Annotated in this window: 22 protein-coding genes; 8 read left to right on the top strand and 14 right to left on the bottom strand. The window is 61.2% G+C overall.

All coding sequences use genetic code 11. The features are described from left to right. Positions 1–8: 8 nt before the first annotated feature. On the top strand, positions 9–896 hold the full coding sequence (locus PMI25_RS15005) for a LysR family transcriptional regulator (RefSeq protein ID WP_007966842.1): 888 nt from the start codon (positions 9–11) through the stop codon (positions 894–896). Here PMI25_RS15005 and PMI25_RS15010 read toward each other — a convergent pair. Beyond that, on the bottom strand, positions 893–1,513 hold the full coding sequence (locus PMI25_RS15010; RefSeq protein WP_007966839.1) for a cell wall hydrolase: 621 nt from the start codon (positions 1,511–1,513) through the stop codon (positions 893–895). The two genes, PMI25_RS15005 and PMI25_RS15010, sit on opposite strands and share 4 nt — an antisense overlap. Positions 1,514–1,712: 199 nt before the next feature. On the opposite strand from PMI25_RS15010, the gene PMI25_RS15015 reads away from it, so the two are divergent. Beyond that, a complete protein-coding gene (locus PMI25_RS15015) occupies positions 1,713–2,564 on the top strand; it encodes a CAP domain-containing protein (protein ID WP_007966837.1) in 852 nt (283 codons plus the stop codon). A gap of 54 nt (positions 2,565–2,618) precedes the next feature. Here PMI25_RS15015 and PMI25_RS15020 read toward each other — a convergent pair whose 3' ends face one another. From PMI25_RS15020 to PMI25_RS15040, 5 genes are all read right to left on the bottom strand, one after another. Next, positions 2,619–2,951, bottom strand: a complete 333-nt coding sequence (locus PMI25_RS15020; RefSeq protein WP_007966835.1) for a DUF2790 domain-containing protein — start codon at positions 2,949–2,951, stop codon at positions 2,619–2,621. Between the two features lie 81 nt (positions 2,952–3,032). Next, positions 3,033–3,236 (bottom strand): co-regulatory protein PtrA N-terminal domain-containing protein, encoded by a 204-nt coding sequence (locus tag PMI25_RS15025; RefSeq protein ID WP_007966833.1) that lies wholly within the window; start codon positions 3,234–3,236, stop codon positions 3,033–3,035. Positions 3,237–3,714: 478 nt separating this feature from the next. Then, positions 3,715–6,861, bottom strand: coding sequence for a CusA/CzcA family heavy metal efflux RND transporter (locus PMI25_RS15030; RefSeq protein WP_024164465.1), 3,147 nt, complete (start codon positions 6,859–6,861; stop codon positions 3,715–3,717). Between the two features lie 15 nt (positions 6,862–6,876). Further along, entirely contained in the window at positions 6,877–8,070 is a 1,194-nt protein-coding gene (locus tag PMI25_RS15035; RefSeq protein ID WP_007968797.1) for an efflux RND transporter periplasmic adaptor subunit, read from the bottom strand. A gap of 47 nt (positions 8,071–8,117) precedes the next feature. Then, positions 8,118–9,365 (bottom strand): TolC family protein, encoded by a 1,248-nt coding sequence (locus PMI25_RS15040; RefSeq protein WP_007968800.1) that lies wholly within the window; start codon positions 9,363–9,365, stop codon positions 8,118–8,120. A gap of 411 nt (positions 9,366–9,776) precedes the next feature. On the opposite strand from PMI25_RS15040, the gene PMI25_RS15045 reads away from it, so the two are divergent. Together PMI25_RS15045 and PMI25_RS15050 are read left to right on the top strand one after the other, a co-directional pair. Next, complete coding sequence (locus tag PMI25_RS15045; RefSeq protein WP_007968802.1) at positions 9,777–10,451, top strand: heavy metal response regulator transcription factor; 675 nt, start codon at positions 9,777–9,779, stop codon at positions 10,449–10,451. Then, positions 10,448–11,881, top strand: a complete 1,434-nt coding sequence (locus PMI25_RS15050) for a heavy metal sensor histidine kinase (protein ID WP_007968803.1) — start codon at positions 10,448–10,450, stop codon at positions 11,879–11,881. Before PMI25_RS15045 ends, PMI25_RS15050 begins: the two co-directional genes overlap by 4 nt. Positions 11,882–12,467: 586 nt before the next feature. Here the strand turns inward: PMI25_RS15050 and PMI25_RS15055 are convergent. From PMI25_RS15055 to PMI25_RS15080, 6 genes are read right to left on the bottom strand one after another with little or no spacing between them, the layout of a single operon-like run. After that, a complete protein-coding gene (locus PMI25_RS15055) occupies positions 12,468–14,210 on the bottom strand; it encodes an ABC transporter substrate-binding protein (protein ID WP_007962000.1) in 1,743 nt (580 codons plus the stop codon). A gap of 47 nt (positions 14,211–14,257) precedes the next feature. After that, positions 14,258–14,530 (bottom strand): DUF2160 domain-containing protein, encoded by a 273-nt coding sequence (locus tag PMI25_RS15060; protein ID WP_027614647.1) that lies wholly within the window; start codon positions 14,528–14,530, stop codon positions 14,258–14,260. A gap of 10 nt (positions 14,531–14,540) precedes the next feature. After that, on the bottom strand, positions 14,541–15,341 hold the full coding sequence (locus PMI25_RS15065; RefSeq protein ID WP_007961997.1) for a carbohydrate ABC transporter permease: 801 nt from the start codon (positions 15,339–15,341) through the stop codon (positions 14,541–14,543). Between the two features lie 10 nt (positions 15,342–15,351). Next, the gene (locus PMI25_RS15070; protein ID WP_007961995.1) at positions 15,352–16,218 is read right to left on the bottom strand and encodes a carbohydrate ABC transporter permease; all 867 of its coding nucleotides are present in this window, start codon (positions 16,216–16,218) and stop codon (positions 15,352–15,354) included. Beyond that, positions 16,215–17,324: an ABC transporter ATP-binding protein gene (locus PMI25_RS15075; protein ID WP_007961994.1), complete on the bottom strand. Its 1,110-nt coding sequence runs from the start codon at positions 17,322–17,324 to the stop codon at positions 16,215–16,217. Before PMI25_RS15075 ends, PMI25_RS15070 begins: the two co-directional genes overlap by 4 nt. Beyond that, entirely contained in the window at positions 17,324–18,418 is a 1,095-nt protein-coding gene (locus tag PMI25_RS15080) for an ABC transporter ATP-binding protein (protein WP_007961993.1), read from the bottom strand. The genes PMI25_RS15075 and PMI25_RS15080 overlap by 1 nt, the downstream gene beginning before the upstream one ends. Before the next feature lie 373 nt (positions 18,419–18,791). Here PMI25_RS15080 and PMI25_RS15085 point away from each other — a divergent pair, with 373 nt between their 5' ends. Beyond that, positions 18,792–20,639: a sigma-54-dependent Fis family transcriptional regulator gene (locus PMI25_RS15085; protein WP_007961992.1), complete on the top strand. Its 1,848-nt coding sequence runs from the start codon at positions 18,792–18,794 to the stop codon at positions 20,637–20,639. 252 nt (positions 20,640–20,891) lie between these two features. Further along, a complete protein-coding gene (uppP, locus tag PMI25_RS15090; RefSeq protein WP_007961991.1) occupies positions 20,892–21,764 on the top strand; it encodes an undecaprenyl-diphosphatase UppP in 873 nt (290 codons plus the stop codon). Positions 21,765–21,825: 61 nt separating this feature from the next. Here the strand turns inward: uppP and cysS are convergent, their stop codons facing one another. Beyond that, positions 21,826–23,208, bottom strand: coding sequence for a cysteine--tRNA ligase (gene cysS / locus PMI25_RS15095; protein WP_007961989.1), 1,383 nt, complete (start codon positions 23,206–23,208; stop codon positions 21,826–21,828). 21 nt (positions 23,209–23,229) lie between these two features. Further along, positions 23,230–24,930 (bottom strand): glutamine--tRNA ligase/YqeY domain fusion protein, encoded by a 1,701-nt coding sequence (locus tag PMI25_RS15100; protein ID WP_007961988.1) that lies wholly within the window; start codon positions 24,928–24,930, stop codon positions 23,230–23,232. Positions 24,931–25,181: 251 nt separating this feature from the next. Between PMI25_RS15100 and PMI25_RS15105 the strand changes: the two genes are divergently transcribed. Beyond that, positions 25,182–25,688, top strand: coding sequence for a peptidylprolyl isomerase (locus PMI25_RS15105; RefSeq protein ID WP_007961987.1), 507 nt, complete (start codon positions 25,182–25,184; stop codon positions 25,686–25,688). Further along, positions 25,685–26,437 carry a UDP-2,3-diacylglucosamine diphosphatase gene (gene lpxH / locus PMI25_RS15110; RefSeq protein WP_007961986.1) on the top strand — a complete coding sequence of 251 codons (753 nt, stop codon included), beginning with the start codon at positions 25,685–25,687 and terminating at the stop codon, positions 26,435–26,437. Before PMI25_RS15105 ends, lpxH begins: the two co-directional genes overlap by 4 nt. The last annotated feature ends 63 nt before the right edge of the window (positions 26,438–26,500 follow it).

Raw genomic sequence — 26,500 nt, forward strand, 5'->3', positions numbered from 1 at the left:
GCCATGTCATGAGCACGCCGGATCTGAACCTGTTGATCACCCTCGACGTGTTGTTGCGCGAAGGCAGCGTCGCCCGCGCCGCGCACATTCTGCGGTTGAGCCCGTCAGCGATGAGCCGCGCCCTGGCCCGTCTGCGTGAAACCACTGGCGATCCGTTGCTGGTGCGCGCCGGCCGCGGTCTGGTGCCGACCCCGCGTGCGCTGGAATTGCGTGAGCGAGTCGGCGCTCTGGTGCAGGAAGCCGAAGCGCTGTTGCGCCCCGCCGAAGTGCTCGAGCCCGGCCAGTTGCAACGCACCTTCACCTTGCGCAACACCGACGGCTTTGTCGAAACCTTCGCCGCCGCGCTGCTCGCGCGCATCGCTGAAGAAGCACCCGGCGTGCGCCTGCGCTTTGTGCAGAAAGCCGACAAGGACAGCACGCCGCTGCGCGAAGGCCGGGTCGATCTGGAGACCGGCGTGGTCGATGACAGCACCGATCCGACGCTGCACAGCCGCATTCTGTTTGAGGATCACTGGATCGGTGTAGTGCGCGAAGGTCATCCGCTGAGTGCGGGCAAGATCAGCAGCAAACGCTTTGCCGGCGGCCAGCACATTCTGATCTCACGGCGTGGGCGCAGCAGCGGCCCGGTCGACGAAGCGTTGCTCGCCGCAGGTCTGACACGGGATATCGTCACTTCATTCGGCGGCTTTTCGGCGGCGCTGGCGCTGGTGCGCGAATCGGACCTGATCGCCACGGTCCCGGAGCGTCACACCAGCAAGCTGCGCATGGGCCTGCACAGCTTCGCCCTGCCCTTCAGGATGCCGCCGATCAGCGTGTCGATGCTCTGGCACCCGCGCGTGGATGCCGACCCGGCGCACCGCTGGTTGCGCAACTGTGTGCGGGAAGTATGCCTCTAGCGCGCATCGCCGCCGGCCGGTTTATAGAACAGGAATTTGCCGACCGCGGCGGTCTTTTTGTACTCCTTGGCCCAGCTCGGATGCACCTGGCGATCATGGAAGTACAGTGCGCCATGGGTGCGATCCGGCAACTGGCGGTTGAGTGCCTTGCCGGCGATGTCCTTGGCCAGGGTGTATTCGGCATCTTCCTTGACCTGATCGGCCTTGCCATCGCACCACCAGGAAAACTGGCAGCTCTTGGTTTCCGAACCTTGCTTGACCACTGCACACACGGTGTCGGGGAAGCCGTCATGGCCGAGGCGGTTCATCACCACGTTGGCCACCGCCTCCATTTCCAGCGTGTCGCGGCCCTTGGCTTCCCAGTAGATACTGCGCGCCAGGCAGGTGATCGGATCGTCCAGCGGCGCGGTGCCGGCAGGGTCCACGGCTTGTACTTCAGTGGGGGTGATCGCTTCGGATTTGGGTGCCGGCGCCGCGCTGACCTTGTCGGCGGCCTTCTCTTCCAGCACCTGGGCTTTTTCTTCAGCCTTGGCCTTGATCGGGGCCTGATCGGTGGCCATTGCCACACCGGCCATCAGGGTTACTGCGAAACAGCCAGCCAACCATTTCAATCCCATGTCAGTTCTTCCGGCAGCGCCCGTTCCGGGCAAGGTGTTTCGTCGGGGAGACGCCCGGCTCCCGGGGTCTTCGGAGAGTGTAGACGGCAAATACCGGCGCAACGTTCCGCAGAAAAATCCGCTCGGTGAAGAAAAAGACATTGCACTCCCCCGGGCCATTTCGCGCATCATGAGCGCACTCAGCTCAAGGGAGATTTCCATGCGCTTCATGCCATCCGTTTTGCGTCTTGCCGCGCTGTCCGTGGGGTTGGCCGTGGCCGCCTCGGCCATGGCTGCCGACGAGTCGCAACTGATCGAGTCGATCAACGCCTACCGTAGCCAGCCGCAGCGTTGCGGCAGCCAGGCGTCCAACGAATTGCCACCGCTGTCGGCTGACCCACGGCTGAGACTGCCGGCCAGCGGCGCGGTCGATCTGCAACAGGCCATGGCCAGCGCCAGCTACCCGATGGTCAACGTGCAGGCGATCACCCTCAACGGCCCACGGGATGCGGCGTCGGCGATGAAGGCGATTCAGGAGAGCTTCTGTCAGGTGGTGCTGGATCCGCAGTTTGTCGATGTCGGTGTCAGCCGTGCTGATCGAGACTGGCGCATTGTGCTGGCGCGACCGTTGCTCTCGGCGAAACTCGGTGATGCGCAAAGTGAAGGTCAGAAGTTGCTCGAACAACTGAACGCCGCCCGTGCCCAGCCGCGCCAATGCGGCGGCCAGGCCTTTGCCGCTGCCGGGCCACTGGCGTGGAACGCGAGCCTGGGCACGATCGCCCAGGATCACAGCCGCGACATGGCCAACAACAATTACTTCGACCACAAGGACCGCGACGGCCGCACACCCGGTGACCGCGCCGAACTGGCCGGCTACGGCGGGCAACTGGTCGGCGAAAACATCGCCGCCGGGCAAGACACCGTGCGCAAGGTCGTCGACGGCTGGCTCGCCAGTCCCGGCCACTGCGCCAACCTGATGAACCCGCAATACAAGGAACTTGGCGCCGCCTACGCGACCGATCCGAAGAGCAGCGCCGGGATCTACTGGACGGCGATGTTTGGTGCGCAATAATCCGCTAGCTGATGCACCACTCCTGCGACAGCGCCTGCAGGCAACAGGCGCTGGTCAGCCGCCGCTATTGCGGCACACGCCCGCGACGCTGTACTTAAGCGTATTGAGCTGCCCACGCGAATCTTCGTAGGTCATGGCCGTAGGCACCACCGAGCACGCTGGCTGCGGCTTCACCACGCTGACGATTTTCACCACATCGAGCTTCATTCCGTATTCGTATTCCTTCACCAGCGGCGCCGCTTTGCCGCGTTCAGCCGCGTATTGTTCCATGGCTTTGGCGTTGGCGCTGAACGCACGCTCGAAGGTACGATCACCGCCGCCCTCGGCCAGTGCATTCACGGACATCGCCATGACGCCAGCGAACACCATCGACTTAAGCATTTTCATCTCCATCTCCTTCCCGTCCAGACTCAAAAAAAAGCCCGGCAGCGATGCGCGATGACGGGCTTGTTTCAGCTTCACGCAGCGTTAAAGATCCTGGGTTTTCTGCTCTTTCTTTTCATTGACCACCACCGGATTGGCAGCGGCTTTTTCCTTGGCCACGAACAGCTCCACGGCGCGCTCATTGGCGCTCATCATCCGGTCGAACGTGCGGTCACCACCGCCTTCGGCCATGGCCAGGGACGACAGCATCAGAGCAGTTGCAAAGGCACTCAGTCGGGCGAATTTCATGGTTGATTCCTCGTTTAAGTAACTGACGGAATCAAGGTAACAAGGCGCACCTTTCGTGACGGTGGCGGGGGAATTACAGATTCGTAATGTGCCAGGCGCGGCAGCTACGCCGAGAGTTTCCGGCCAGAGAAATAACTGTGGCGAGGGAGCTTGCTCCCGCCGGGGCGCGCAGCGGCCCTCGCTCTTCCTTTGAAAAAGCGCGGCCTGCTGCGCAGTCCAGCGCGAGCAAGCTCCCTCGCCACAGGGTTTGAGGTTGTTCTATTGGATAGGTGTGACGTCCTCATCCCGGCGATGGGCGATCTGGTACAGCGCCGGCAAGATCAGCAACGTCATGTCAGGCCCGAGAAATACCTTGTGGCGAGGGAGCTTGCTCCCGCTGGGGCGCGCAGCGGCCCTCGCTCTTCCTATGAAAAAGCGCGGCCTGCTGCGCAGTCCAGCGGGAGCAAGCTCCCTCTCCACAGGGTTTGGGGTTGTTCTATCAGGCAGGTGTCGGGTCCTCATCCCGGCGATGGGCGATCTGGTACAGCGCCGGCAAGATCAGCAATGTAAGAATCGTCGAGGACAGAATCCCGCCGATCACCACGGTTGCCAGCGGTCGCTGCACTTCGGCGCCGGTGCCCGTCGCCAGCGCCATCGGAATGAACCCCAGCGACGCCACCAACGCCGTCATCAACACCGGCCGCAAGCGCGTCAGCGCACCGACGTTGATTGCCTCCGCCAGCGACCGCCCCTCCTCACGCAAATTGCGAATGAACGCGATCATTACCAGGCCGTTGAGCACCGCCACCCCGGACAACGCGATAAATCCCACGCCTGCGGAAATCGACAACGGAATATCCCGCAGCCACAGCGCCATGACGCCACCGGTCAGCGCAAACGGAATCCCGGTAAACACCAGCAAGCCGTCCTTCAGGTTGTTGAACATCATGAACAACAAGCCGAACACCAGCAGCAGCGCCACCGGCACCACAATCTGCAAGCGCTTGGCCGCCGATTGCAGTTGTTCGAACTGCCCGCCCCAACTGGTCCAGTAAGCGGCCGGCACCTGCACCTCGCGCTCGATCAGCGCACCGGCCTCGCTGACGAACGAACCGATATCCCGCCCGCGCACGTTGGCGCTGACGATCACCAGGCGCTTGCCGTTTTCGCGGCTGACCTGGTTCGGCCCGAGCACCAGATCGAGGCTGGCGACGTCCTTCAGTGCGATAAACCCGATCTGGTTCGCCGCACCGCTCAGTGCCGGCACCGGAATCAGCAACGCCGACAAGCCGTCGATGTCCTTGCGCATGGCATCGGACAAGCGCACCACCATGTCGAAACGCCGATCGCCCTCGTACAAGGTGCCGGCCTGACGCCCGCCGACGGCCACGGCGATGGTGTCCTGCACATCACCAACGTTGAGCCCGTAACGCGCCGCCTTGTCGCGGTCGATGTTGATGGTCAGCACTGGCAACCCGGTGGTCTGTTCGACCTTCACTTCAGAGGCGCCGTTAACCTTCTGCATCGCCGCCGCGATCTTCGCTGCCGTGGCATTGAGCACGTCCATGTCATCGCCGAACACCTTCACCGCGACATCGCTGCGCACGCCGGAGATCAGTTCGTTGAAGCGCAACTGGATCGGCTGCGACAGTTCATAGTTGCTGCCCGGCAGCGTCGCGGCAGCGGTTTGCAGTTCGGCCATCAGGGTTTCGCGGGACTTGTCCGGGTCTGGCCATTGATCCTTGAGTTTGAGCATCACGTAGCTGTCGGAGATGTTCGGCGGCATCGGATCGGAGGCGATTTCCGCCGTGCCGGTGCGAGCGAACACCCGCTCGACTTCCGGCACTTTGTTGAGTATCAGGGTCTCCAGGCGCTGCTGCATGTCCACCGATTGCGTCAGGCTGGTGCCCGGCACCCGCAGCGCTTGCAGGGCAAAATCCCCCTCGCTGAGGCTCGGTACAAACTCGCTGCCCATGCGGCTGGTGAGCACGCCGCTGAGCACGATCACGCCCAACGCCGCGCCCACGGCCGCCGTGCGATGGGCCATGACCCAAGCCAGCGCCGGCGCATACACCCGACGCGCACCGCGCATCACTGCGCCCTCTTCTTCCTTGACCTTGCCGGTGACGAACAGCGCAATCGCCGCCGGGACGAAGGTCACCGACAGCAACATCGCACCGAGCAGCGCGATGACCACGGTGAACGCCATCGGGTGGAACATTTTCCCTTCAACACCGCTCAACGCGAAGATCGGCAGGTACACCACCATGATGATCAACTGGCCGAAAATCAGCGGTCGCCGCGCCTCTTTTGCTGCCGCAAACACTTCCTTGAAACGCTCGGCACGGGTCAGCAAGCGGCCGTGATGCTGCTGCGCGTGAGCGAGGCGGCGCAGGGTGTTCTCGACGATCACCACCGCGCCGTCGACGATGATCCCGAAGTCCAGCGCGCCGAGGCTCATCAGGTTGGCGCTGACCTTGTTGCTGAACATGCCGGTGAAGGTGAACAGCATCGACAGCGGAATCACCATCGCCGTGATCAGCGCGGCGCGGATGTTGCCAAGGAACAGGAACAGAATCGCGATCACCAGAATCGCGCCTTCGATCAGGTTCTTTTTCACCGTGGCGATGGCTTTGTCGACCAGGTGCGTGCGGTCGTAAACCGGCACGGCGATCACGCCTGGCGGCAGGGATTTGTTGATTTGTTCGAGCTTGCTGGCGACTGCCTGTGAAACGGTGCGGCTGTTCTCGCCAATCAACATGAACACCGTGCCGAGCACCACTTCGCGGCCATTTTCGGTGGCCGCGCCGCTGCGCAATTCGCGGCCGATTTCCACCGTGGCGACGTTCTTCACCCGGATCGGCGTGCCATCGACATTGGCCATGACGATGTTGGCGATGTCTTCGGTGCTCGCCACTTGCCCCGGCGCGCGGATCAGCAACTGCTCACCGCTGCGCTCGATGTAGCCGGCGCCGACGTTGGCGTTGTTGCGCTCCAGCGCCGTGATCAGATCGGTGAGCGTGAGTTTGTACGCGGCGAGGCGTTTCGGATCGGGCGCGATCTGATATTCCTTGGCAAACCCGCCGATGGTATTGATCTCCGCCACCCCCGGTACGTTGCGCAACTGCGGCTTGATGATCCAGTCCTGAATAACCCGCAGATCGGTCGGCGTGTAGGCTGTACCGTCGTCCTTCAACGCGCCCTCCTGCGCCTCGACCGTCCACAAAAAAATCTCGCCGAGGCCGGTGGAAATCGGCCCCATCACCGCCTCCGCGCCTTCGGGCAATTGCTCCCTGGCGATCTGCAGACGCTCGTTGACCAGTTGGCGAGCAAAGAACAGGTCGGTGCCGTCCTTGAAGATCACCGTGACCTGCGACAGCCCCGAACGCGACAGCGAACGAGTCTGCTCCAGCGCCGGCAAACCGGCCATCGCGGTTTCAATCGGGAAAGTGATGCGCTGCTCGGTTTCCAGCGGCGAGAACCCGGCGGCACCGGTGTTGATCTGCACCTGGACGTTGGTGATGTCGGGCACGGCGTCGATCGGCAGTTTCTGATAACTGGCGATGCCGAGGCCGGCCATGAGCAGAACGGCGAGTAGCACGATGATGCGCTGCTCGATGGCAAACTGGATCAGGCGTTCGAACATGGGGACCTTCCAGAATTAATGACTGTGCTCGGCCGAGGCTTTGCCCAGCTCCGACTTGAGAACGAAGCTGCCGGCGCTGGCGACTTGCACGCCCGGTTCCAGCCCTTGGGTGACCTCGACGTGGCCGGCGGCGCGGCTGCCCAGCTCCACCGCCTGCGCCTTGAAACCGTCGTCGGTACGCACAAACACCGTGGGTTTGTCCTCGACGGTCTGGATCGCGGTTTCCGGCACGACCACTTTCGCTTCGCGGCTGTCAGTGGCGACCCGTGCGCTGACGAACAGCCCCGGGCGCCACGAGCCTTGCGGGTTTTCCAGGGTCACGCGCACGGTCGCGGTGCGGGTCTGTTCGCCGAGCAGGCTGCCAACGTAAGCCACGCTGCCGGTTACTTCGGCTTTCAATTCCGGCGCACTGACGGTGACCGGTTTGCCCACCTGCACCTGGGTCAGATCCTTGGGCGAAACGCCGAAGGTCACCCACACGCGGGACAAGTCCGAGAGGGTGAAAGCGGCGGTGGTCTCATCGACCACCTCGCCCGGCGTCAGGTGTTTTTCCACCACCACGCCGTCGAATGGCGCGCGCAGTTCGTAGCGATTGCCGCCGGTGGCGACCACGCTGCCGCTGAGCACGCTGATTTTTTGCCGGGCGTTGTTCATGGCGATCTCCGCTTCTTCCAACGCCTGCCTGGCCTGGAGGAAATCCTGCTCGGCGGAGATCTTGTCCTGCCAGAGCTTTTTCTCGCGTTCGTAGGTGGTACGCGCCAAGGCCAGACGCCGTTGCGCGGCAGCCTGCTCGCTGCGCTGATCGGAGATTTGCTGGCTGGCGATCACGGCCAGCAACTGGCCCTTCTTCACCACTTGCCCGAGGTTGACCGCCACCGACTCGACCACCCCCGGCACGCGCGGTACGACGTGCGCCGTGCGGTCCTCGTCGAAGCGTACTTCGCCGGGAAACGACAGGCCCAGACTGATGCTCTGCGCCCGCGCCTCGGCCAGTTGAATGCCCGCTGCCGCGATCTGCTCGGCGTTCAATTCGATGTGGCCTTCTTCGGCATGTTCGCCTTCGGCGGCAGCGCCCTCCTCGGCGTGATCGGCATGCTCGGCAGCCTCGTCGGCATGCGCGTCGATATTTGAATTGGCGGGCCACATCGAACCGAGGCCAATGCCCAGCGCCAGGGTCGCCACCGCGACCACCATCAGTTTTTTATCCATGGAAACTCCTCTGCGCCGCGCTTCGCGCAGTTGTCTGAAAATGAAATTCAAGGGCCGACGCTGAGGTCGCCGAAGATCCGTTCGAGGCGCACGCGGGCGTCGGTCGCCTCGCTGACGGCCTGGATGTATTGGCTGCGCGCGGCGATCAGGGTGCGTTGGGCATCGAGTACGTCGAGGAAACCGAACTTGCCCATTTCGAAACCACGGGTGGCGCTGTCCACTGCACTCTGTGCGGCGGGCAGGATGGTCTGGTTGAACGCGTTGACTTCGCCATTGGCGGTCTGCCATTGCTCAAGGCTGGTCTGGACTTCGGTGCGCAAACGCAGCTCGGTGGCGTTGCGCAGATCCCGCGCCTGATCGCTGCGCCGTGCGGCGGCGAGCACGTTGCCCTGATTGCGGTTGAACAGCGGAATCGGCATCGACAGCCCGACCACGTTGACCCGCTCACGCTCGGTTTCGCTGTACTGGCTGCCGATGCTCACGGTCAGGTCGGGAATGCGCTGCGACTTTTCCAGGCCCAACGAGGCTTCGCGCTGATCGATCTGCAGCTTCGCCAGACGCAGCTCGGCGGTTTGGTTCAGACGCTCGAGCAAACGGCCGGACGGCGGCAGCGTGGCGAGGTTTGGCGTGGCGGCTTGGACGTTGGTCGAGGTCGGCAACGGTGCGCCCATGACCTGCGCCAGTTGCTGATAGGCGTTGGCCTGATCGCGCTCGGCGCGGCTCACCTCCAGGCGCACTTCCGAGAGCTGCACTTGCGCTCGGGTGCCCTCGACCGGCGACGATTTACCGGCCTCGATGCGCCCCTGAGCAACACGCACACCGTGTTCGGCCAGTTGCAGCGACTGACGCGACAACTGCAAGCGCTGCTGCGCGGTTTGCGCACTGTTGAACGCTTGAATTACATCGGCGCGCAAGGCATTGCGCTTGCGCTCCAGCTCGATGCCGGCGGCGTCTTGCGCACGGCTGGCGACATCGATGCGCGCACCGCGTTTGCCGCCCAGCTCAATCGGCTGGCTGAGCATCAGCGTGGTGGTGCGGGAGTTGCGCCGGGTGTCTTCGGCCTCCCACGACACCTCGGGATTGGGGATCAGTCCAGCCTGTTGGCGGTCGCCCTCGGCTATGCCGATTTCCCACTGCGCGGCAGCGAGATCGGGGTTGCCGGCGAAGGCACTTTGCAGCGCCTGATCCAGGGTCAGGGTCGATGCGCTGGCAAGGCTGCTGCACGCCAGCAACAAGAGGCCGCTGGCGGTTTTGTTCAGGCGTGATCGCGCCGTCAGTTCAATTACACCGGGCAATGGAGGAGTTCCTTGAATTCAGGATTTTTCGATGCCGCCACGTTAGGGTTTTGAACTTATCGACAAGGTGACTGGAACATTACAAATCCGTTATCCACGGTTCAGCAAAGTTGTTTTGTTCTAGGATGCGAAGTGCAAACGGAGTTATCGAAATACATCGAAACAAAAACACGGTAGTTATCTGCTGAACAGCACTTGCCTGAATGCAATAGATGTCTGCTGACGCTTCCAGGCTGCGACAGGCTGTCGCGGATGGCCGTTTTAAAGGCCTCCGAGATTGACTCTGTAGCCACTACAGCCTTTACCGTGCTCGTCATTCAGTGATTGAACTGCGTCCGGATCCCTTACAAAAACCATAACTTTCCCGGTCACCTTAATTAAATATCCCTTAAATAAAAGTGGTGATAGATCATGCGAATCCTTGTCGTCGAGGACGAGCTTAAAGCTGCCGAATACTTGCATCAGGGTTTGACCGAAAGTGGTTATATCGTTGACCACGCCGCCACCGGTGCCGATGGATTGCATCTGGCGCAACAGCAGGCCTATGACCTGATCATTCTCGACGTGAACCTGCCGGAACTGGATGGCTGGGGTGTACTGGAACAACTGCGCCGCACTCATTCCACGCGGGTGATGATGCTCACCGCGCGTGGGAGGCTGGCGGACAAGATTCGCGGTCTGGACCTGGGCGCCGACGACTATCTGGTCAAGCCGTTCGAGTTTCCCGAACTGCTGGCGCGGGTCCGCACCCTGATGCGCCGCAGCGAAAACATTCCGCTGCCGCAGGTGTTGAAAGTCGCTGATCTGGAGCTGGATCCGGGCCGGCATCGGGCGTTTCGTGGCGAGCAGCGCATCGACCTGACCACCAAGGAATTCGCCCTGCTGCATTTGCTGATGCGCCAGTCCGGCGAGGTGCTGACCCGTACGCAGATCATCTCGCTGGTATGGGACATGAATTTCGACTGCGACACCAACGTGGTCGAAGTGTCGATCCGCCGCTTGCGGGCGAAGATCGATGATCCGTTCGACAACAAGCTGATCCACACCCTGCGCGGTGTCGGCTACGTGCTGGAGGCCCGGGAATGAAGCCCGCCAGCCTGTCGATGCGTCTCGGTTTGACCGTGAGTATTCTCGGCGCGCTGTTGGTGGTGTTTCTGGCGATCCTCGCCTATTTCGCCCTGACCCATGAGCTGAATGCACTGTCGCGCGACAGCCTGGAAAAGAAGATGGCGCAGGTGGAACACAGCCTGTCGCTGTATGTCGACGCCAACGAAGTCAGTGGCAAGCCGCACATTCTGCTCGATCAGGTCATGGGCCATGACAACCTGACGCTGACGATTTATGACCGCTCGAACCTGCGTTCGCCGCTGCTCAAGTCCGGCTCGGGGCTGAAGGATCCACGCGCCGAATTGCGCGCGGTGCGAGGCACTACCGAGCAGTTGGCCTATAGCGACAGCAGCGATGCCGAAGGGGCAAAGTTCCTCACCGCGTCGAAGTTGATTCGCCTCAAGGACGGCAGCAGCGTGCCGGTGCTGCTGTCGATGGATAACGCGCATGATCAGGCTTTGCTCAGCGCCTATCTGCGCTCGACGCTGATTGCCCTGCCACTGTTGCTGGTGTTCATCGGCCTGACGGCGTGGGGCGCGGTGCAGCGGGGACTGGCGCCGCTGCGCGAATTTCGCAAAGTGGCGGCGATGGTCTCGACGCAGGATCTGGAACATCGGCTGTCGGTGGTGAACATGCCGCAGGAGCTGAGCGAGCTGGCGCAGGGCATCAACTTCATGTTGCATCGGCTGGATGCCGGGGTGCAGCAGTTGTCGCAGTTCTCTGATGACCTGGCGCACGAGCTGCGTACGCCGATCAACAACCTGATGGGCAAGGCCCAGGTGACGCTGTCGCGCGAGCGCACGAGTGAGGAATACCAGGACGTGCTGGTGTCGTGTACCGAGGAGCTGGAGCGCGTGGCGCGGATTGTTTCCGACATGCTGTTTCTCGCGCAGGTCAGTCATCCGTCGGCACTGGCGCCGTTTGAATCGGTGGCGCTGGAGGCGGAAGCGGCGAAGGTTGCGGAGATGTTTTCGTTGTCGGCGCAGGACAAGCAGATTCACTTGAACGTTGTGGGCAGCGCATCGGTGTTGGGCGATCGGCTGATGATTCAGCGGGCGATTTCGAATCTGCTGTCCAACGCGCTGCGCCATTGCCCGAACGGCAAAACCATCACCTTGCTGATCGAACAAGGCGCAACGCAGGCGTCACTGCTGGTCAGCAATCCCGGTGCCGGCATCGAGGCGCAACACCTGCCGCACCTGTTCGACCGCTTCTACCGCGTCGACAGCGCCCGCTCGCGCTCGCAGGGCAGCACCGGGCTGGGACTGGCCATCGTGCACTCGATCATGAGCCTGCATCAGGGGGTAGCGGAGGTGAAGAGCTTGCCAGGTGTCATGACCGTATTCCGCCTCGGTTTCCCTGCGGCGACACCCATGGCCCCATCGCTTGCAGGCAAGCTCCCACAGTGAATCGCGGTGTACCCGGGCCTGACGCCATGCTTGATACCAAGCATGAAGCTGGCATTGACCGGTGTCCTGTAGGAGCTGCCGCAGGCTGCGATCTTTTGCCTTAGCCTTTGAAGATCAGAATCAAAAGATCGCAGCCTGCGGCAGCTCCTACAGGGATCAGGGTGTTTTTGAGTTTTTTGGACGACACGCAAACTTGTGGGAGCTGGCTTGCCAGCGATGACGGCGGGTCAGTCACATCCTTATTTTTTTGACACACCGCTATCGCTGGCAAGCCAGCTCCCACAGTGAATCGCGGTGTACCCGGGCCTGACGCCAGGCTTGATACCTTTGAAGAAATTCAAACATGAAGCTGGTATTGATCGATGCCCGGTAGGAGCTGCCGCAGGCTGCGATCTTTTGCCTTGGCCTTTGAAGATCAGAATCAAAAGATCGCAGCCTACGGCAGCTCCTACAGAGGGTCGGGGTGTTTTTTAGTTTTGTGGACACCACTGAAACCTGTGGGAGCTTGCCTGCAAGCGATTACGGTAGATCAGGCAACAAAAAAAACGGCACCTTTCGGTGCCGTTCGCTTTTCACATTTCAGCTTTTACTTACGCGCATCCGCCCACGATTTCAGCAGTTCGTTGTAGCTCACGGTCTCGCCCTTCGGCTTCTCGTTGGCCAGTTTCGGTTTTGGTGCGCCCGGTTGGTCGAACCAGTATTGCGCGTCGCGTTCCGGGTTCATTTTCGGGGCGCATACCGCTTGGGCCTTGGAGCGTTCGAGGCGGGTCATGATCGCGTCCTGATCCTTGGCCAGGCCGTCCAGCGCCTGTTGCGGAGTCTTCTCGCCGCTGGCCGCTTCGGCGATGTGGCTCCACCACAATTGCGCCAGACGCGGATAGTCCGGCACGTTGGTGCCGGTCGGGGTCCATTGCACGCGGGCCGGGCTGCGGTAGAACTCGACCAGACCGCCGAGTTTCGGCGCCAGATCGGTCATCGCCTGCGAGTTGATGTCCGACTCGCGGATCGGTGTCAGGCCGACGATGGTTTTCTTCAGCGACACGGTTTTCGAGGTCACAAACTGCGCGTACAGCCACGCCGCGAGCTTCTGTTTCTCAGGTGTAGACTTCATGAACGTCCACGAACCCACATCCTGATAGCCGAGCTTCATGCCCTCCTCCCAATACGGCCCGCGCGGCGAAGGTGCCATGCGCCATTTCGGCGTGCCGTCGGCGTTGACCACCGGCAGGCCCGGCTTGGTCATGTCGGCGGTGAACGCGGTGTACCAGAAGATCTGCTGAGCGATATTGCCTTGGGACGGCACCGGGCCGGACTCGGAGAAGGTCATGCCCGCCGCTTCCGGTGGCGCGTAGGCCTTGAGCCAATCGACATATTTCTGCGTGGCGAACACCGCCGCCGGGCCGTTGGTGTCGCCGCCGCGGGTCACGCTGGAACCGACCGGATGGCAGTCCTCGACGCGAATCCCCCACTCGTCCACCGGCAAGCCGTTGGGCAAACCCTTATCGCCGCCACCGGCCATGGAGAACCAGGCATCGGTGAAACGCCAGCCCAGCGACGGGTCTTTCTTGCCGTAATCCATATGCCCATAGACGCGCTTGCCGTCGATTTCCTTGACGTCTTCGCTGAAGAATTTGGCAATGTCTTCATAGGCCGACCAGTTCACCGGCACGCCCAATTCGTAGCCGTACTTTTCCTTGAACTTGGCTTTCAGATCGGCGCGTTCGAACCAGTCGGCGCGGAACCAGTACAGGTTGGCGAACTGCTGGTCGGGCAATTGGTAGATTTTGCCGTCCGGCGCCGTGGTGAACGAGATGCCAATGAAGTCCTTGATGTCGAGGGTCGGCGAAGTGAAGTTCTTGCCTTCGTTGGCCATCAGGTCGGTGATCGATTCGGTCTTGCCATAGCGAAAGTGCGTACCGATCAGGTCCGAGTCGTTGACCCAGCCGTCGTAGATGTTCTTGTCCGACTGCATCACCGTCTGCATTTTTTCCACCACATCGCCTTCTTGCAGCAGGTCGTGGGTGAGCTTGATCCCGGTGATTTCGGTGAAGGCCTTGGCCAGCACCTTGGACTCGTATTCGTGGGTGGTCAGGGTCTCGGAAACCACTTTGATTTCCATGCCGCGAAACGGCTCGGCGGCCTTGATGAACCACTTCAATTCTTCGAGCTGCTGATCCGCCGTCAGGGTCGACGGCTTGAACTCGCTGCCGATCCATTTTTTCGCCGCGTCTTCGTAGGCATCGGCCCAGGCAGATGCGCTCAAACCGCTGAGTGCCAGCACGGCTGCCAATGAAATGCTATGTCGCAGCTTATTGTTGTTATCGAACATAGAGACCTCCAGTTAGAGTTTCGGAGCACGATTGCCGAGCGACTCGACTAGCCCCAGCGCATCACAACCAACAGCCACACCAGAGACAGCGCGGACGCTACCCAGATGCTCCAGTCGGTGACGCCGATTACCAGCAGATGCAGGTAGGCGCTGCCGAGAAGACCGATGAACAAGCGATCGCCACGGGTGGTGGCAATCGGCAGAAAACCTCGCCGCAGGATGCTCGGCGAGCGCAATTCCCAGGTGGTCATGCCCACCAGCAACAGGCCGATGGCGATAAAGAACCCCGCCGTGGGGGTGGTCCAGCTCATCCATTCCATCATGCGTTCCTCAGACCCGACCCAGAGCAAAGCCCTTGGCCACGTGGTTGCGAACAAACCAGATCACCAGCATGCCCGGCAGGATGGTCAACACCCCCGCCGCCGCCAGCACGCCCCAGTCGATGCCCGAAGCGGAAACCGTGCGTGTCATCACCGCGGCAATCGGCTTGGCATTCACCGAAGTCAGCGTGCGCGCCAGCAGCAGTTCGACCCAGGAAAACATGAAGCAGAAAAACGCCGTGACGCCGATCCCGGAGCCGATCAGCGGGATGAAAATCTTCACGAAGAACTTGGGAAAGCTGTAGCCGTCGATGTAGGCGGTTTCGTCGATTTCCTTGGGCACGCCGGACATGAAGCCTTCAAGAATCCACACCGCCAGCGGCACGTTGAACAGGCAGTGCGCCAAGGCCACGGCGATGTGCGTGTCGAACAGCCCGATCGACGAATAGAGCTGGAAGAACGGCAACAGAAACACCGCCGGTGGCGCCATGCGGTTGGTCAGCAGCCAGAAGAACAGGTGCTTGTCGCCGAGGAAGCGATAGCGCGAAAACGCATAGGCTGCCGGCAACGCCACGCTCAGCGAAATCACCGTGTTCAGGCTGACGTAATACAGCGAATTGAGATAACCGGTGTACCAGCTCGGGTCGGTGAAGATCACCTTGTAGTTGTGCCAGGTGAATTCCTGCGGAAACAGCGTCAGTCCGCCGAGGATTTCGGTGTTGCTCTTGAACGACATGTTCAGCAGCCAGTAGATCGGCACCAGCAGGAACAGGATGTAGATCAGCAGCGGAATCAGCTTTCTTTTGCTCATGGCCGGGCCCTCAGCGGTTGGCGTCGGAATGGGTCATGGCGGTGTAGAACAGCCACGAGACCAGCAGGATGATCAGGAAGTACACCAGCGAAAACGCCGCCGCCGGACCCAGATCGAATTGGCCGACCGCCATCTGCGTCAGCGTCTGGCTGAGGAAGGTCGTGGCGTTGCCCGGCCCGCCGCCGGTGAGCACGAACGGCTCGGTGTAGATCATGAAACTGTCCATGAAGCGCAGCATCACCGCGATCAGCAGCACGCTTTTCAACTTCGGCAATTGGATGTGCCTGAACACTGCCCACGCCGAGGCACGGTCGATCCGCGCCGCCTGGTAATACACATCGGGAATCGCCCGCAGCCCGGAGAAACACAACAGCGCCACCAGCGACGTCCAGTGCCAGACGTCCATCACCAGCACCGTCACCCAGGCGTCCATGGTGTTGGCCGCGTAGTTGTAGCTGATGCCCAGCGCATTCAGGCTCGAACCGAGCAGACCAATATCGGCGCGGCCGAAGATCTGCCAGATGGTGCCGACCACGTTCCACGGGATCAGCAACGGAATCGCCAGAATGATCAGCACCACCGACGACCAGCGGCCCTTGGTCGGCATGGTCAGGGCGACGGCAATACCCAACGGAATTTCGATCAACAGCACGCACGCCGAGTAGATGAACTGACGCAGCAACGAGTCATGCAGACGTGGATCCAGCAGCACCTGCTTGTACCAGTCAGCGCCGACAAAGTAGCGGCTGGACTGGTCGAAGATGTCCTGCACCGAGTAGTTGACCACGGTCATCATCGGGATCACCGCGCTGAACGCCACCAGCAGGAACACCGGCAACACCAGCCACCAGGCCTTGTTGTTCTGCACCTTGTTCATGGCTGCACCTCGTCGTCGGCTTCGAGCAGAAACTCATCGGCATAAACCATCAGCCACTGCGCCGGAAAACTGATATACGCCGTGCCCTGCGGCACCGGTTTGTCTTCGGCCAGACGCACCTTCAGCGGCGCGCCATCGAGGTCGAGGGTGAGGATCTTGTAGGTGCCGAGGTCTTCGACGTGGACCACCCGCGCCTGCATCGCCTCGTCAAACGGCTCGTCCCAGACATGGATGAACTCCGGGCGGATGCCGACCTTCAGATTTTTCCACTGACCGTGTTCGATATGCCGTTGCAAGGCGTCGGACAGTGGCAGGTGCGTCGAAGCGAAACCGACCCCGCCCGGCTGCGGCTGCACCTCGATCAGGTTCATCCCCGGGCTGCCGATGAAGTAGCCGACAAAGGTGTGGCTCGGCCGCTCGAACAATTCCCGTGGCGTGCCGAACTGCACGATCTGCCCGCCGTACATCACCGCGATCTTGTCGGCGAAGGTCGAGGCTTCGAGCTGATCGTGGGTGACGTAGACCATGGTGATGTTGAACTGCTCGTGAATCTGCTTGAGCTTGCGTCGCAGTTTCCATTTCAGGTGCGGGTCGATCACCGTCAGCGGTTCGTCGAAGAGGATCGCCGAGACATCGTCGCGCACCAGACCACGGCCCATGGAGACTTTCTGTTTTTCGTCGGCGGTGAGGTTGCGCGCCTTCTTGCTCAGCAGGTTTTGCAGGTCGAGGACTTCGGCGATTTCCTGCACCTTGCTGTGCACTTTCGCCTCGGCCATGCCCTGATTTCTCAAGGGGAAGGCCAGGTTGTCGAACACTGTCATGGTGTCGTAGACCACCGGGAACTGGAACACCTGGGCGATGTTGCGCTTCTCCGGGGTCAGGTCGTTGACCGCTTTGCCATCGAACAGCACATGCCCTTGCGAGGGACTGAGCAGGCCGGAAATGATGTTGAGCAAGGTCGATTTGCCGCAACCCGAAGGGCCGAGCAAGGCATAGGCGCCGCCCTGCTCCCAGATGTGGTCCATCTCGCGGATCGCGTAATCGTCAGGCCCGCTCGGCTGCTTGCTGTAACTGTGGGCGAGGTGCTGCAAACGGATTTCGGCCATCAGGCAACCCTCGCGACACGCCGGCCCGGTGCCTGCACCAGACGGCCCTGCGCATCGAACACGAACAGTTTGTGGGTCGGGATGTAGATGCGGATCGGCGCATCGACGTCGTATTCGTGCACCCCCGGCAGGTGCAGCACCAGCAGGAAATGTTCGTTGCGCACATGCAGGAAGGTTTCCGAACCGCTGATCTCCGCCACTTCGACGGTGACCGCCAGTTCCAGATCGTCATCGTTGCTCGGCACCAGCGAGATATGGCTGGGGCGCACGCCAAAGCGGAACTCGCCCTCACCCACCGGGCGCAGGTCGACGTTCAACGGGAAGTGCACGAAGTTGGCGAAGCTGACTTCGTTGCCGGCAATGCGCCCGGGCATCAGGTTGATCGGTGGCTCGGAGAACAACTCCGCCGCCAGCACGGTTTGCGGCTGGTGATAAACCGAGGACGACGGGCCGCTCTGGATCACCCGGCCCTCGTGCAGGATCGTCGTGGTGCCGCCCAGCGCCAACGCTTCGTTGGGTTCGGTGGTGGCGTAGATCGCGATAGTGTGGCGGGCCTTGAACAGCTCGCGCATCTCTTGGCGCAGCTCTTCGCGCAGCTTGTAATCGAGGTTGACCAGCGGCTCGTCGAACAGGATCAGCTCGGCGTCCTTGACCAGCGCCCGGGCCATCGCCGTGCGCTGCTGCTGACCGCCGGACAGCTCCAGCGGATAGCGCTGCAGGAACTTCTCGATGCGCAGCATCTTCGCGGTTTCCTGCACCTTGCTGTGAATGATTTCCTTGGCAACACCGGCCTGCCGCAGCGGCGAGGCGATGTTCTCGAATACGGTCATGGTCGGGTAATTGATGAACTGCTGATAAACCATCGACACGTTGCGCAGGCGCACCGGGCGCTGGGTGACGTCGACGCCGTTCATCAGGATCCGGCCGCTGTCGGGCTTGTCCAGACCGGCCATCAAACGCATCAGGCTGGTCTTGCCGGACAGCGTGCGGCCGAGCAGAACGTTGAAGGATCCAGGTTCGAATTTCAGGCAGGCATCGTCGATCCAGGTCTGGCCCTCGACGGTGCGGCTGACGTGCTCCAGGGTGAGTGACATGGCTCGGCCTTTTTTATTATTGGAGTCAAGCGACCTGTGCAGCAGAGCGACATTCGTGCCAGAAATGGCAAGTGGTTGATTTGTGATGAAAAGCGCCGAAAACGCGAGGAATGGGCGTTCATTGCTGAACACTTTTGAACAGTTGGGCGATTGACAATGAACAATAGTGAACAACACTCTATGAACTCATTTCGGTGAACACCGGAGATCCTGTGGGAGCGAGCTTGCTCGCGAATGCGGTGTGTCATTCAGCCGATTCGGTGACTGATACGACGCTTTCGCGAGCAAGCTCGCTCCCACAGTTGATCTATGGTTTGCTCAGGATTTGGGTTCATAACAACAATAAAAGACGCTGCATCAGAGGCCCACCACCATGGCCGCACCTGCCCCGCCGCTGTCCCACGACGCGATCGTCCAGAACTCCTGGCAACGTTGCCGCGCCTTCGGCCTTGACCACCAAAGCGCCCCGGCCTTCGATCAATTGCCCGCCGCCGGCATCGCGCAGCTGCTCGACCGTCACCACGCGCTGGTGCAGACCACCCATCAGGAAGTGCTGCCGTATTACGAGAACATCCTGAGCAACTCCAATTGCCTGATCATGCTCGCCGACCATCAGGGTCAGGTGCTGACCTCGTGGGGCACTCAGCGCTTTATCGAGCCGAACCTCGCCCGAGGGTTTAGCGCCGGGGCGAGCTGGATGGAGCGCTGCAGTGGCACCAATGCGATCGGCACCGCGCTGGCCTGCGAACAAGCGGTGCACATCGAGCACGACGAACACTTTCTTAAAGCCAACCGCTTCATGACCGGCTCCGCCGCGCCGATTTTCGATGCCGAGCGCAAGGTCATTGCCGTGCTCGACGTGTCCAGCGACAGCTATCTGCCGCCCTCGCACACGCTGGGCATGGTCAAGATGATGAGCCAGACCGTGGAGAACCGGCTGATCCTCAACCTGTTCCACGGCCAGCACTTTCAACTGACCTTCAACACCGGGTTGAACAACCTCGACAGTCAGTGGGCGGGGCTGCTGATTTTTGATGAGAGCGGTCAGGTGCTGTCGGCCAATCGCCGAGCGGACAATCTGCTCGGCGTGCGCCTGTCGCGGGTCAGTGTCGAGAGCCTGTTCAACGTGTCGTTGCTGGAACTGATGAATCAGCCCGACGGCTTGCCGTTCGCCCTGCAGACCTCGGGGCGCAACCGTTTTCAGTGTTTGCTGAAGCGGCCGAAACAAGTGCCGATTCAGCCAAGAGTATTTGCCGAACCCAAGCCCACCGCAGCGCCGCTCAAAGTGCCGGGGACGATCAGCCTCAACTCCTTGCATTTCGGCGATAGCCGCGTGGAAAAAGCCGTGCGCCAGGCCGAACGCCTGCTGGAAAAGGACATCCCGCTGCTGATCCACGGTGAAACCGGGGTCGGCAAGGAAGTCTTCGTCAAAGCCCTGCATCAGGCCAGCTCGCGCAGCAAACAGGCATTCATTGCCGTCAACTGCGCGGCGATCCCCGCTGAACTGGTGGAGTCGGAACTGTTCGGTTATGAGAAAGGTGCGTTCACCGGCGCCAACCAGAAAGGCAGCATCGGCCTGATCCGCAAGGCGGACAAAGGCACGCTGTTTCTCGATGAAATCGGTGACATGCCGCTGCCCACCCAGGCACGGCTGTTGCGGGTGTTGCAGGAGCGCTGCGTGCAACCGGTGGGCAGCAGCGAGTTGTTCCCGGTGGACTTGCGGATCATTTCGGCAACCAACCGCTCTTTACGCGAGCAAGTGCAATTGGGCCGGTTTCGCGAGGATTTGTACTACCGGATTGGCGGTTTGACCCTGGAACTGCCGCCGCTGCGCGAGCGCAGTGATAAAGAAGCGCTGTTCAAGCGCTTGTGGGAGCAGCATCGTGAACCGACGCAATGGGCCGGACTCAGCCGCGAAGTGCTGGAGTTGTTCGAGCGGCATCCATGGCCGGGCAATCTGCGCCAAGTCAGCAGCGTGATGCAGGTGGCGCTGGCGATGGCCGAGGAACAACCGGTGCGGCCGGAGCATCTGCCGGATGATTTTTTTGTCGATCTGGAAATGGAGCCGGTAGAGAGCGTGCAGCCGCTGGGGCTGGATCTGAATGATGTGGAGGCGTTGAACCGGGAGTTGAAAGCAGCCGGGGGCAATATTTCCCATCTGGCGCGGCGGTTGGGGGTTAGTCGCAATACCCTTTACAAGCGCTTGCGTCAGGCGGAGTGACTGGGCGGCTGAGCCGGTCTCTTCGCGAGCAAGCTCGCTCCCACAGGGGATCAGTGTCGTACACGAAAATCGACATGACAAAAATCCAATGTGGGAGCGAGCTTGCTCGCGAAGGCGCCAGCCCGGTCACCACAAAAACCACTGCCTCCCCCCATTGACCGAACCGACTAGACTGTGACGAAATGTTTCAGCTTTTCGCCCTGCCTTTGATCCAGACACCTCCCTCCTCCTGATCCTCACAGGACACGTGCTTTGACCAACATCTGTTCCACCGGCCTTGATATCGGCTTCGCTTCGCTGGACTACCTGCAGATCGGCTTCCTCGGCATCATTCAAGGCATCACCGAGTTGCTGCCCGTTTCCTCCACCGCGCACATGCGCATCGTCCCGGCCCTGCTCGGCTGGCCGGATCCCGGCTCGGCGTTTTCCGCAGCGATGCAACTGGCCGCACTGGCGGCGGTGGTCAGTTATTTCTGGCGCGATGTCCGCCAAGTGGTCGGCGGCAGCGTCGATGCGCTGCGCCAGCGGGATTTCAACAACCGCTGGTTCATCCTCGCGGTGGCGATTGTGCTGGCGACCATCCCCATCGGCATCGCCGGCATAGCGTTGTCATCGACGCTCAACGCCTGCAACTCACCGTTGCGCGGCCTGATGGTGATCGGGATTTCCTGCGTGGTCATGGCGGTGCTGCTGGCGGCTGCCGAACTGACCTGCCGCCATCGCCGCAGCGTCGACGAAATGCGTTTGCGTGATGCGCTGATCGTTGGCATTGCGCAGATTGGCGCGTTGATTCCCGGGGTGTCGCGCTCCGGCTCGACGCTGACGGCGGCACTGTTTCTCAACTTCAAGCGTGAAGAAGCGGCGCGGTTCTCGTTCCTGCTCGGGCTGCCGGCGATCGCCCTCGCCGGTCTGAAAGAGTTGTGGGTACTGTTCCATGCCGACCTTCCCGCTGCCGTTTGGGGGCACCTGATTTTCGGTCTGGTGATCGCCAGCATCTCGGCGTTCTTCGCGATCTGGGGCCTGATGCGCTTTCTGGAGAAGTTCTCCACCTGGCCATTCGTCATCTACCGCGCGGTGCTGGGGATTTTCCTGATCGTCGCGGTCAGCACCGGCGCCTTGAGCTAAGGCCCTGCCAGAAAAACAAAACCGCACTCGGCGGGTTTTGTTTTTTTTACGGATCAGGCAATCAGTCAGCCAGACGCCACGTCGTGCCGCCCTTGCCGTCTTCCAGCACCACGCCCATGGCGGTGAGCTGGTCGCGGATGCGGTCGGATTCGGCCCAGTCCTTGCCGGCGCGTGCCGCCAGACGTGCAGCAATCAGCGCATCGACTTCAGCCGCATCGACACGCCCTTCGGCGCCCGCTTGCAGGAAGTCATCGGCTTCCAGTTGCAACACACCCAGCACGCTCGCCAGTTCTTTCAGACGTGCCGCCAGGCCGGCCGCCGCATCGAGATCGCTCTCGCGCAGACGGTTGATCTCACGCACCATCTCGAACAGCACCGCGCAGGCTTCCGGCGTACCGAAGTCGTCGTTCATCACCGTGGTGAAACGCTCGACGAAGGCTTCGCCGCCGGCCGGAGCAACGCTCGGCAGGCCTTTCAACGCGTGGTAGAAACGCTCGAGTGCGCCCTTGGCGTCCTTGAGGTTGTCTTCCGAGTAGTTGATCGCGCTGCGGTAGTGGCTGGACACCAGCAGGTAACGCACGACTTCCGGGTGGTACTTGTCGAGCACGTCGCGAATGGTGAAGAAGTTGTTCAAGGACTTGGACATCTTCTCGCCATTGATACGGATCATGCCGCAATGCATCCACGCGTTGGCGTAGGTCTTGCCGGTGGCCGCTTCGCTCTGGGCGATTTCGTTTTCGTGGTGCGGGAACTCGAGGTCGCTGCCGCCGCCATGAATGTCGAAGGTCTCGCCGAGGCAGCAGGTGGACATCACCGAGCACTCGATGTGCCAGCCCGGACGCCCGGCGCCCCACGGCGATTCCCAGCTCGGCTCGCCCGGCTTGGCGGCTTTCCACAGGACGAAGTCCAGCGGGTCTTCTTTCGACTCGTCGACTTCGATCCGCGCGCCGATGCGCAGGTCTTCGATCTTCTTGCGCGACAGCTTGCCGTAGCCCATGAATTTGGCGACGCGGTAGTACACGTCGCCATTGCCCGGGGCGTAGGCGAAGCCCTTGTCGATCAGGGTCTGGATCATCGCGTGCATGCCCGGAATGTGATCCGTGGCGCGCGGTTCCATGTCCGGCTTCTTGATGTTCAGGCGCGCTTCGTCTTCGTGCATCGCGGCGATCATGCGCTCGGTCAGCGCTTCGAACGACTCACCGTTCTCGTTGGCACGATTGATGATCTTGTCGTCGATGTCGGTGATGTTGCGCACGTAGGTCAGGTCGTAACCGCTGAACCGCAACCAGCGGGTCACCAGGTCGAACGCGACCATGCTGCGGCCGTGGCCGAGGTGGCAGTAGTCGTACACGGTCATGCCGCACACGTACATGCGCACCTTGTTGCCATCCAGCGGCTTGAAGACTTCTTTGCTCTTGGTGAGCGTGTTGTAGATCGTCAGCACGTTAATTTCCTTGACGCAGAATCACTGGCCCCACGAATCACGCAGGGTCACGGTACGGTTGAATACCGGCTGACCTGGTTTCGAGTCCTTGATGTCGGCAACGAAGTAGCCTTCGCGCTCGAACTGGAAACGGTCTTCCGGCTGTGCATTGCCAAGCGAAGGCTCAGCACGACAACCGGTCAGCACTTGCAGTGAGTCAGGGTTGATGTTGTCGAGGAAACTCGCGCTGTCTTCGGCCTTCTCCGGGTTCGGAGAACGGAACAGGCGATCGTACAGACGCACTTCGCACTCGATGCTGGCAGCCGCCGGCACCCAGTGGATCACGCCTTTGACCTTGCGGCCTTCAGGGTTCTTGCCGAGGGTGTCCGGGTCGTACGAGCAACGCAGCTCGACGATGTTGCCGTCGGCGTCCTTGATCGCTTCGTCGGCACGGATCACGTAGCTGCCGCGCAGACGCACTTCGCCGTTCGGCTCCAGACGCTTGTAGCCTTTTGGCGGCTCTTCCATGAAGTCATCGCGGTCGATGTAGATTTCACGGGCGAACGGCAGCTGGCGCACGCCGAGCTCTTCTTTCTGCGGATGACGCGGCAGTTCGAGGTTGTCGACCTGACCTTCCGGGTAGTTGGTAATCACGACCTTCAACGGACGCAGCACGCACATGGCGCGTGGGGCATTGGCGTCCAGATCCTGACGGATGCTGAACTCGAGCATGCCGTAGTCGACCACACCGTCGGAGCGGTTGGTGCCGACCATCTCGCAGAAGTTGCGGATCGATGCCGGGGTGTAGCCACGGCGACGGAAACCCGACAGCGTCGACATGCGTGGGTCGTCCCAGCCGTGCACGTGCTTTTCATCCACCAACTGCTTGAGCTTGCGCTTGCTGGTGATGGTGTAGTTCAGGTTCAGGCGGCTGAACTCGTACTGGCGCGGGTTGGCCGGCACCGGCAGGTTCTCCAGGAACCACTCGTACAGCGGACGATGGCTTTCGAACTCCAGGGTGCAGATCGAGTGGGTGATGCCTTCGATGGCGTCCGACTGACCGTGGGTGAAGTCATAGTTCGGGTAGATGCACCACTTGTCACCGGTCTGGTGGTGATGGGCGTGGCGGATGCGGTACATGATCGGGTCGCGCAGGTTCATGTTCGGCGAAGCCATGTCGATCTTCGCGCGCAGCACGCGGGCACCGTCCGGGAACTCACCGGCACGCATGCGCGCGAACCAGTCGAGGTTCTCTTCCACCGAACGGTCGCGGAACGGGCTGTTCTTGCCAGGCTCGGTCAGGCTGCCACGGTACTCCTTGGCCTGCTCCGGGGTCAGGTCGTCGACGTAGGCCTTGCCGGCCTTGATCAGTTCCACCGCCCAGTCGTGCAACTGGTCGAAATACTGCGAGGCGTAGCGCACTTCGCCGGACCACTCGAAGCCCAGCCATTTGACGTCGCTTTCGATCGCGTCGATGTATTCCTGGTCTTCCTTGGCCGGGTTGGTGTCGTCGAAACGCAGGTGCGTGACGCCGCCGAACTCCTGGGCCAGGCCGAAGTTCACGCAGATCGACTTGGCGTGGCCGATGTGCAGGTAGCCGTTGGGCTCAGGCGGAAAACGGGTGACGATCTGGGTGTGCTTGCCCGAGTCCAGGTCTGCCTGGATGATCGGCCGCAGGAAATTGACCGGCACGGCAGGGCCGGACTTGGCATTCGAGGTAGGGTCGACAGTGGGCTTGCTCATAGGATCCTTGACTTACATGTGCGCGGCCGCAAAGGGGGCCAGACAAAACAAAGCCGCTATCATAGCCGATGCTGTCAAGGGGCTGACAGAGCACGGCCTATAAAGGAGTGCATTTAATCGAAGGGTTTTGGAAAAACAGCCTCGAAATTCGCGCCTGTCACGCTAAACTGCGCTCCTTGGCCGATGCAGGCTGAACCGGTTGTGGGGCTGAATGTCCCAGAACCACGAATTCCTTATAAAGAGTAGCGATCATGACTCAAGTCAAACTGACCACCAACTACGGCGACATCGTCATCGAACTGGACGCGGAAAAAGCGCCGATCACCGTTGCCAACTTCCTTGAATACGTTAAGGCCGGTCACTACGAAAACGTAGTCTTTCACCGTGTGATCAAGGGTTTCATGATCCAGGGCGGCGGTTTCCAGCCTGGCATGCAAGAAAAGAAAGACAAGCGCGCCAGCATCCAGAACGAAGCCGACAACGGCCTGAAGAACGAGAAGTACACCCTGGCCATGGCCCGCACCATGGACCCGCATTCGGCCTCGGCGCAGTTCTTCATCAACGCCACCGACAACAGCTTCCTCAACCACACCGCCAAGACCGCTCAGGGCTGGGGTTATGCCGTGTTCGGTAAAGTGGTTGCCGGCACCGATGTCGTCGACAAGATCGAAGGCGTTGCCACCACTTCCAAGGCCGGTCACCAGGACGTGCCGAAAGACGACGTGATCATCGAGAAAGCCGAGATCATCGAAGCGTGATATTGCTGATTTCAGACTTGCATCTGGAAGAGGAGCGCCCGGACATTACCCGGGCGTTTCTGGATTTGCTCGCCGGACGCGCCCGCTCGGCGAGTGCGCTCTACATTCTCGGCGACTTCTTTGAGGCATGGATTGGCGACGATGCCATGACGCCCTTCCAGCGCTCCATCTGCCAGGCCCTGCGCCAATTGAGCGACAGCGGCACGGCGATCTTTCTGATGCACGGCAATCGCGACTTCCTGCTCGGCAAGACCTTCTGCAAAGAAGCCGGCTGCACGCTGCTGAAGGACCCGAGTGTCGTGCAGTTCTATGGCGAGCCAGTGCTGCTGATGCACGGCGACAGCCTGTGCACCCGCGACGAAGCCTACATGAAGCTGCGCCGCTACCTGCGTAACCCGATCACCCTGTTCATCCTGCGCCACCTGCCGCTGAGCACCCGCCACAAACTGGCGCGCAAGCTGCGCAGTGAAAGCCGCGCGCAGACGCGGATGAAGGCCAATGACATCGTCGATGTCACGCCAGAGGAAATTCCGCGGATCATGCAGCAATACGGGGTGAAAACCCTGATCCACGGCCACACCCATCGCCCGGCGATCCACAAGTTGCAGCTCGGCGAGCAGGCGGCGAAGCGGATTGTGCTGGGGGATTGGGATCGTCAGGGTTGGGCGTTGCAGGTGGATGAGAACGGGTTTGCCCTGGCGCCGTTCGACTTCGCCCCACCGCCGGCCCTGCCTGCTCCCGCAATCTAATAGCCAAACACAAACCACTGTAGGAGTGAGCCTGCTCGCGATAGCGGTGTACCAGTCAACGAA

The sequence above is a fragment of the Pseudomonas sp. GM30 genome (assembly GCF_000282275.2).
Taxonomy (GTDB): domain Bacteria; phylum Pseudomonadota; class Gammaproteobacteria; order Pseudomonadales; family Pseudomonadaceae; genus Aquipseudomonas.

What these genes read in the sequence shown, in the direction of transcription:
- PMI25_RS15025 (WP_007966833.1), bottom strand. Translation starts at nt 3,236, where the DNA reads ATGAAATTCGCCCGACTGAGTGCCTTTGCAACTGCTCTGATGCTGTCG.
- PMI25_RS15020 (WP_007966835.1), bottom strand. Translation starts at nt 2,951, where the DNA reads ATGAAAATGCTTAAGTCGATGGTGTTCGCTGGCGTCATGGCGATGTCC.
- PMI25_RS15055 (WP_007962000.1), bottom strand. Translation starts at nt 14,210, where the DNA reads ATGTTCGATAACAACAATAAGCTGCGACATAGCATTTCATTGGCAGCC.
- PMI25_RS15035 (WP_007968797.1), bottom strand. Translation starts at nt 8,070, where the DNA reads ATGGATAAAAAACTGATGGTGGTCGCGGTGGCGACCCTGGCGCTGGGC.
- PMI25_RS15045 (WP_007968802.1), top strand. Translation starts at nt 9,777, where the DNA reads ATGCGAATCCTTGTCGTCGAGGACGAGCTTAAAGCTGCCGAATACTTG.
- PMI25_RS15050 (WP_007968803.1), top strand. Translation starts at nt 10,448, where the DNA reads ATGAAGCCCGCCAGCCTGTCGATGCGTCTCGGTTTGACCGTGAGTATT.
- PMI25_RS15015 (WP_007966837.1), top strand. Translation starts at nt 1,713, where the DNA reads ATGCGCTTCATGCCATCCGTTTTGCGTCTTGCCGCGCTGTCCGTGGGG.
- PMI25_RS15085 (WP_007961992.1), top strand. Translation starts at nt 18,792, where the DNA reads ATGGCCGCACCTGCCCCGCCGCTGTCCCACGACGCGATCGTCCAGAAC.
- PMI25_RS15030 (WP_024164465.1), bottom strand. Translation starts at nt 6,861, where the DNA reads ATGTTCGAACGCCTGATCCAGTTTGCCATCGAGCAGCGCATCATCGTG.
- PMI25_RS15060 (WP_027614647.1), bottom strand. Translation starts at nt 14,530, where the DNA reads ATGGAATGGATGAGCTGGACCACCCCCACGGCGGGGTTCTTTATCGCC.
- PMI25_RS15065 (WP_007961997.1), bottom strand. Translation starts at nt 15,341, where the DNA reads ATGAGCAAAAGAAAGCTGATTCCGCTGCTGATCTACATCCTGTTCCTG.
- PMI25_RS15010 (WP_007966839.1), bottom strand. Translation starts at nt 1,513, where the DNA reads ATGGGATTGAAATGGTTGGCTGGCTGTTTCGCAGTAACCCTGATGGCC.
- PMI25_RS15080 (WP_007961993.1), bottom strand. Translation starts at nt 18,418, where the DNA reads ATGTCACTCACCCTGGAGCACGTCAGCCGCACCGTCGAGGGCCAGACC.
- PMI25_RS15070 (WP_007961995.1), bottom strand. Translation starts at nt 16,218, where the DNA reads ATGAACAAGGTGCAGAACAACAAGGCCTGGTGGCTGGTGTTGCCGGTG.
- PMI25_RS15005 (WP_007966842.1), top strand. Translation starts at nt 9, where the DNA reads ATGAGCACGCCGGATCTGAACCTGTTGATCACCCTCGACGTGTTGTTG.
- PMI25_RS15105 (WP_007961987.1), top strand. Translation starts at nt 25,182, where the DNA reads ATGACTCAAGTCAAACTGACCACCAACTACGGCGACATCGTCATCGAA.
- PMI25_RS15075 (WP_007961994.1), bottom strand. Translation starts at nt 17,324, where the DNA reads ATGGCCGAAATCCGTTTGCAGCACCTCGCCCACAGTTACAGCAAGCAG.
- PMI25_RS15100 (WP_007961988.1), bottom strand. Translation starts at nt 24,930, where the DNA reads ATGAGCAAGCCCACTGTCGACCCTACCTCGAATGCCAAGTCCGGCCCT.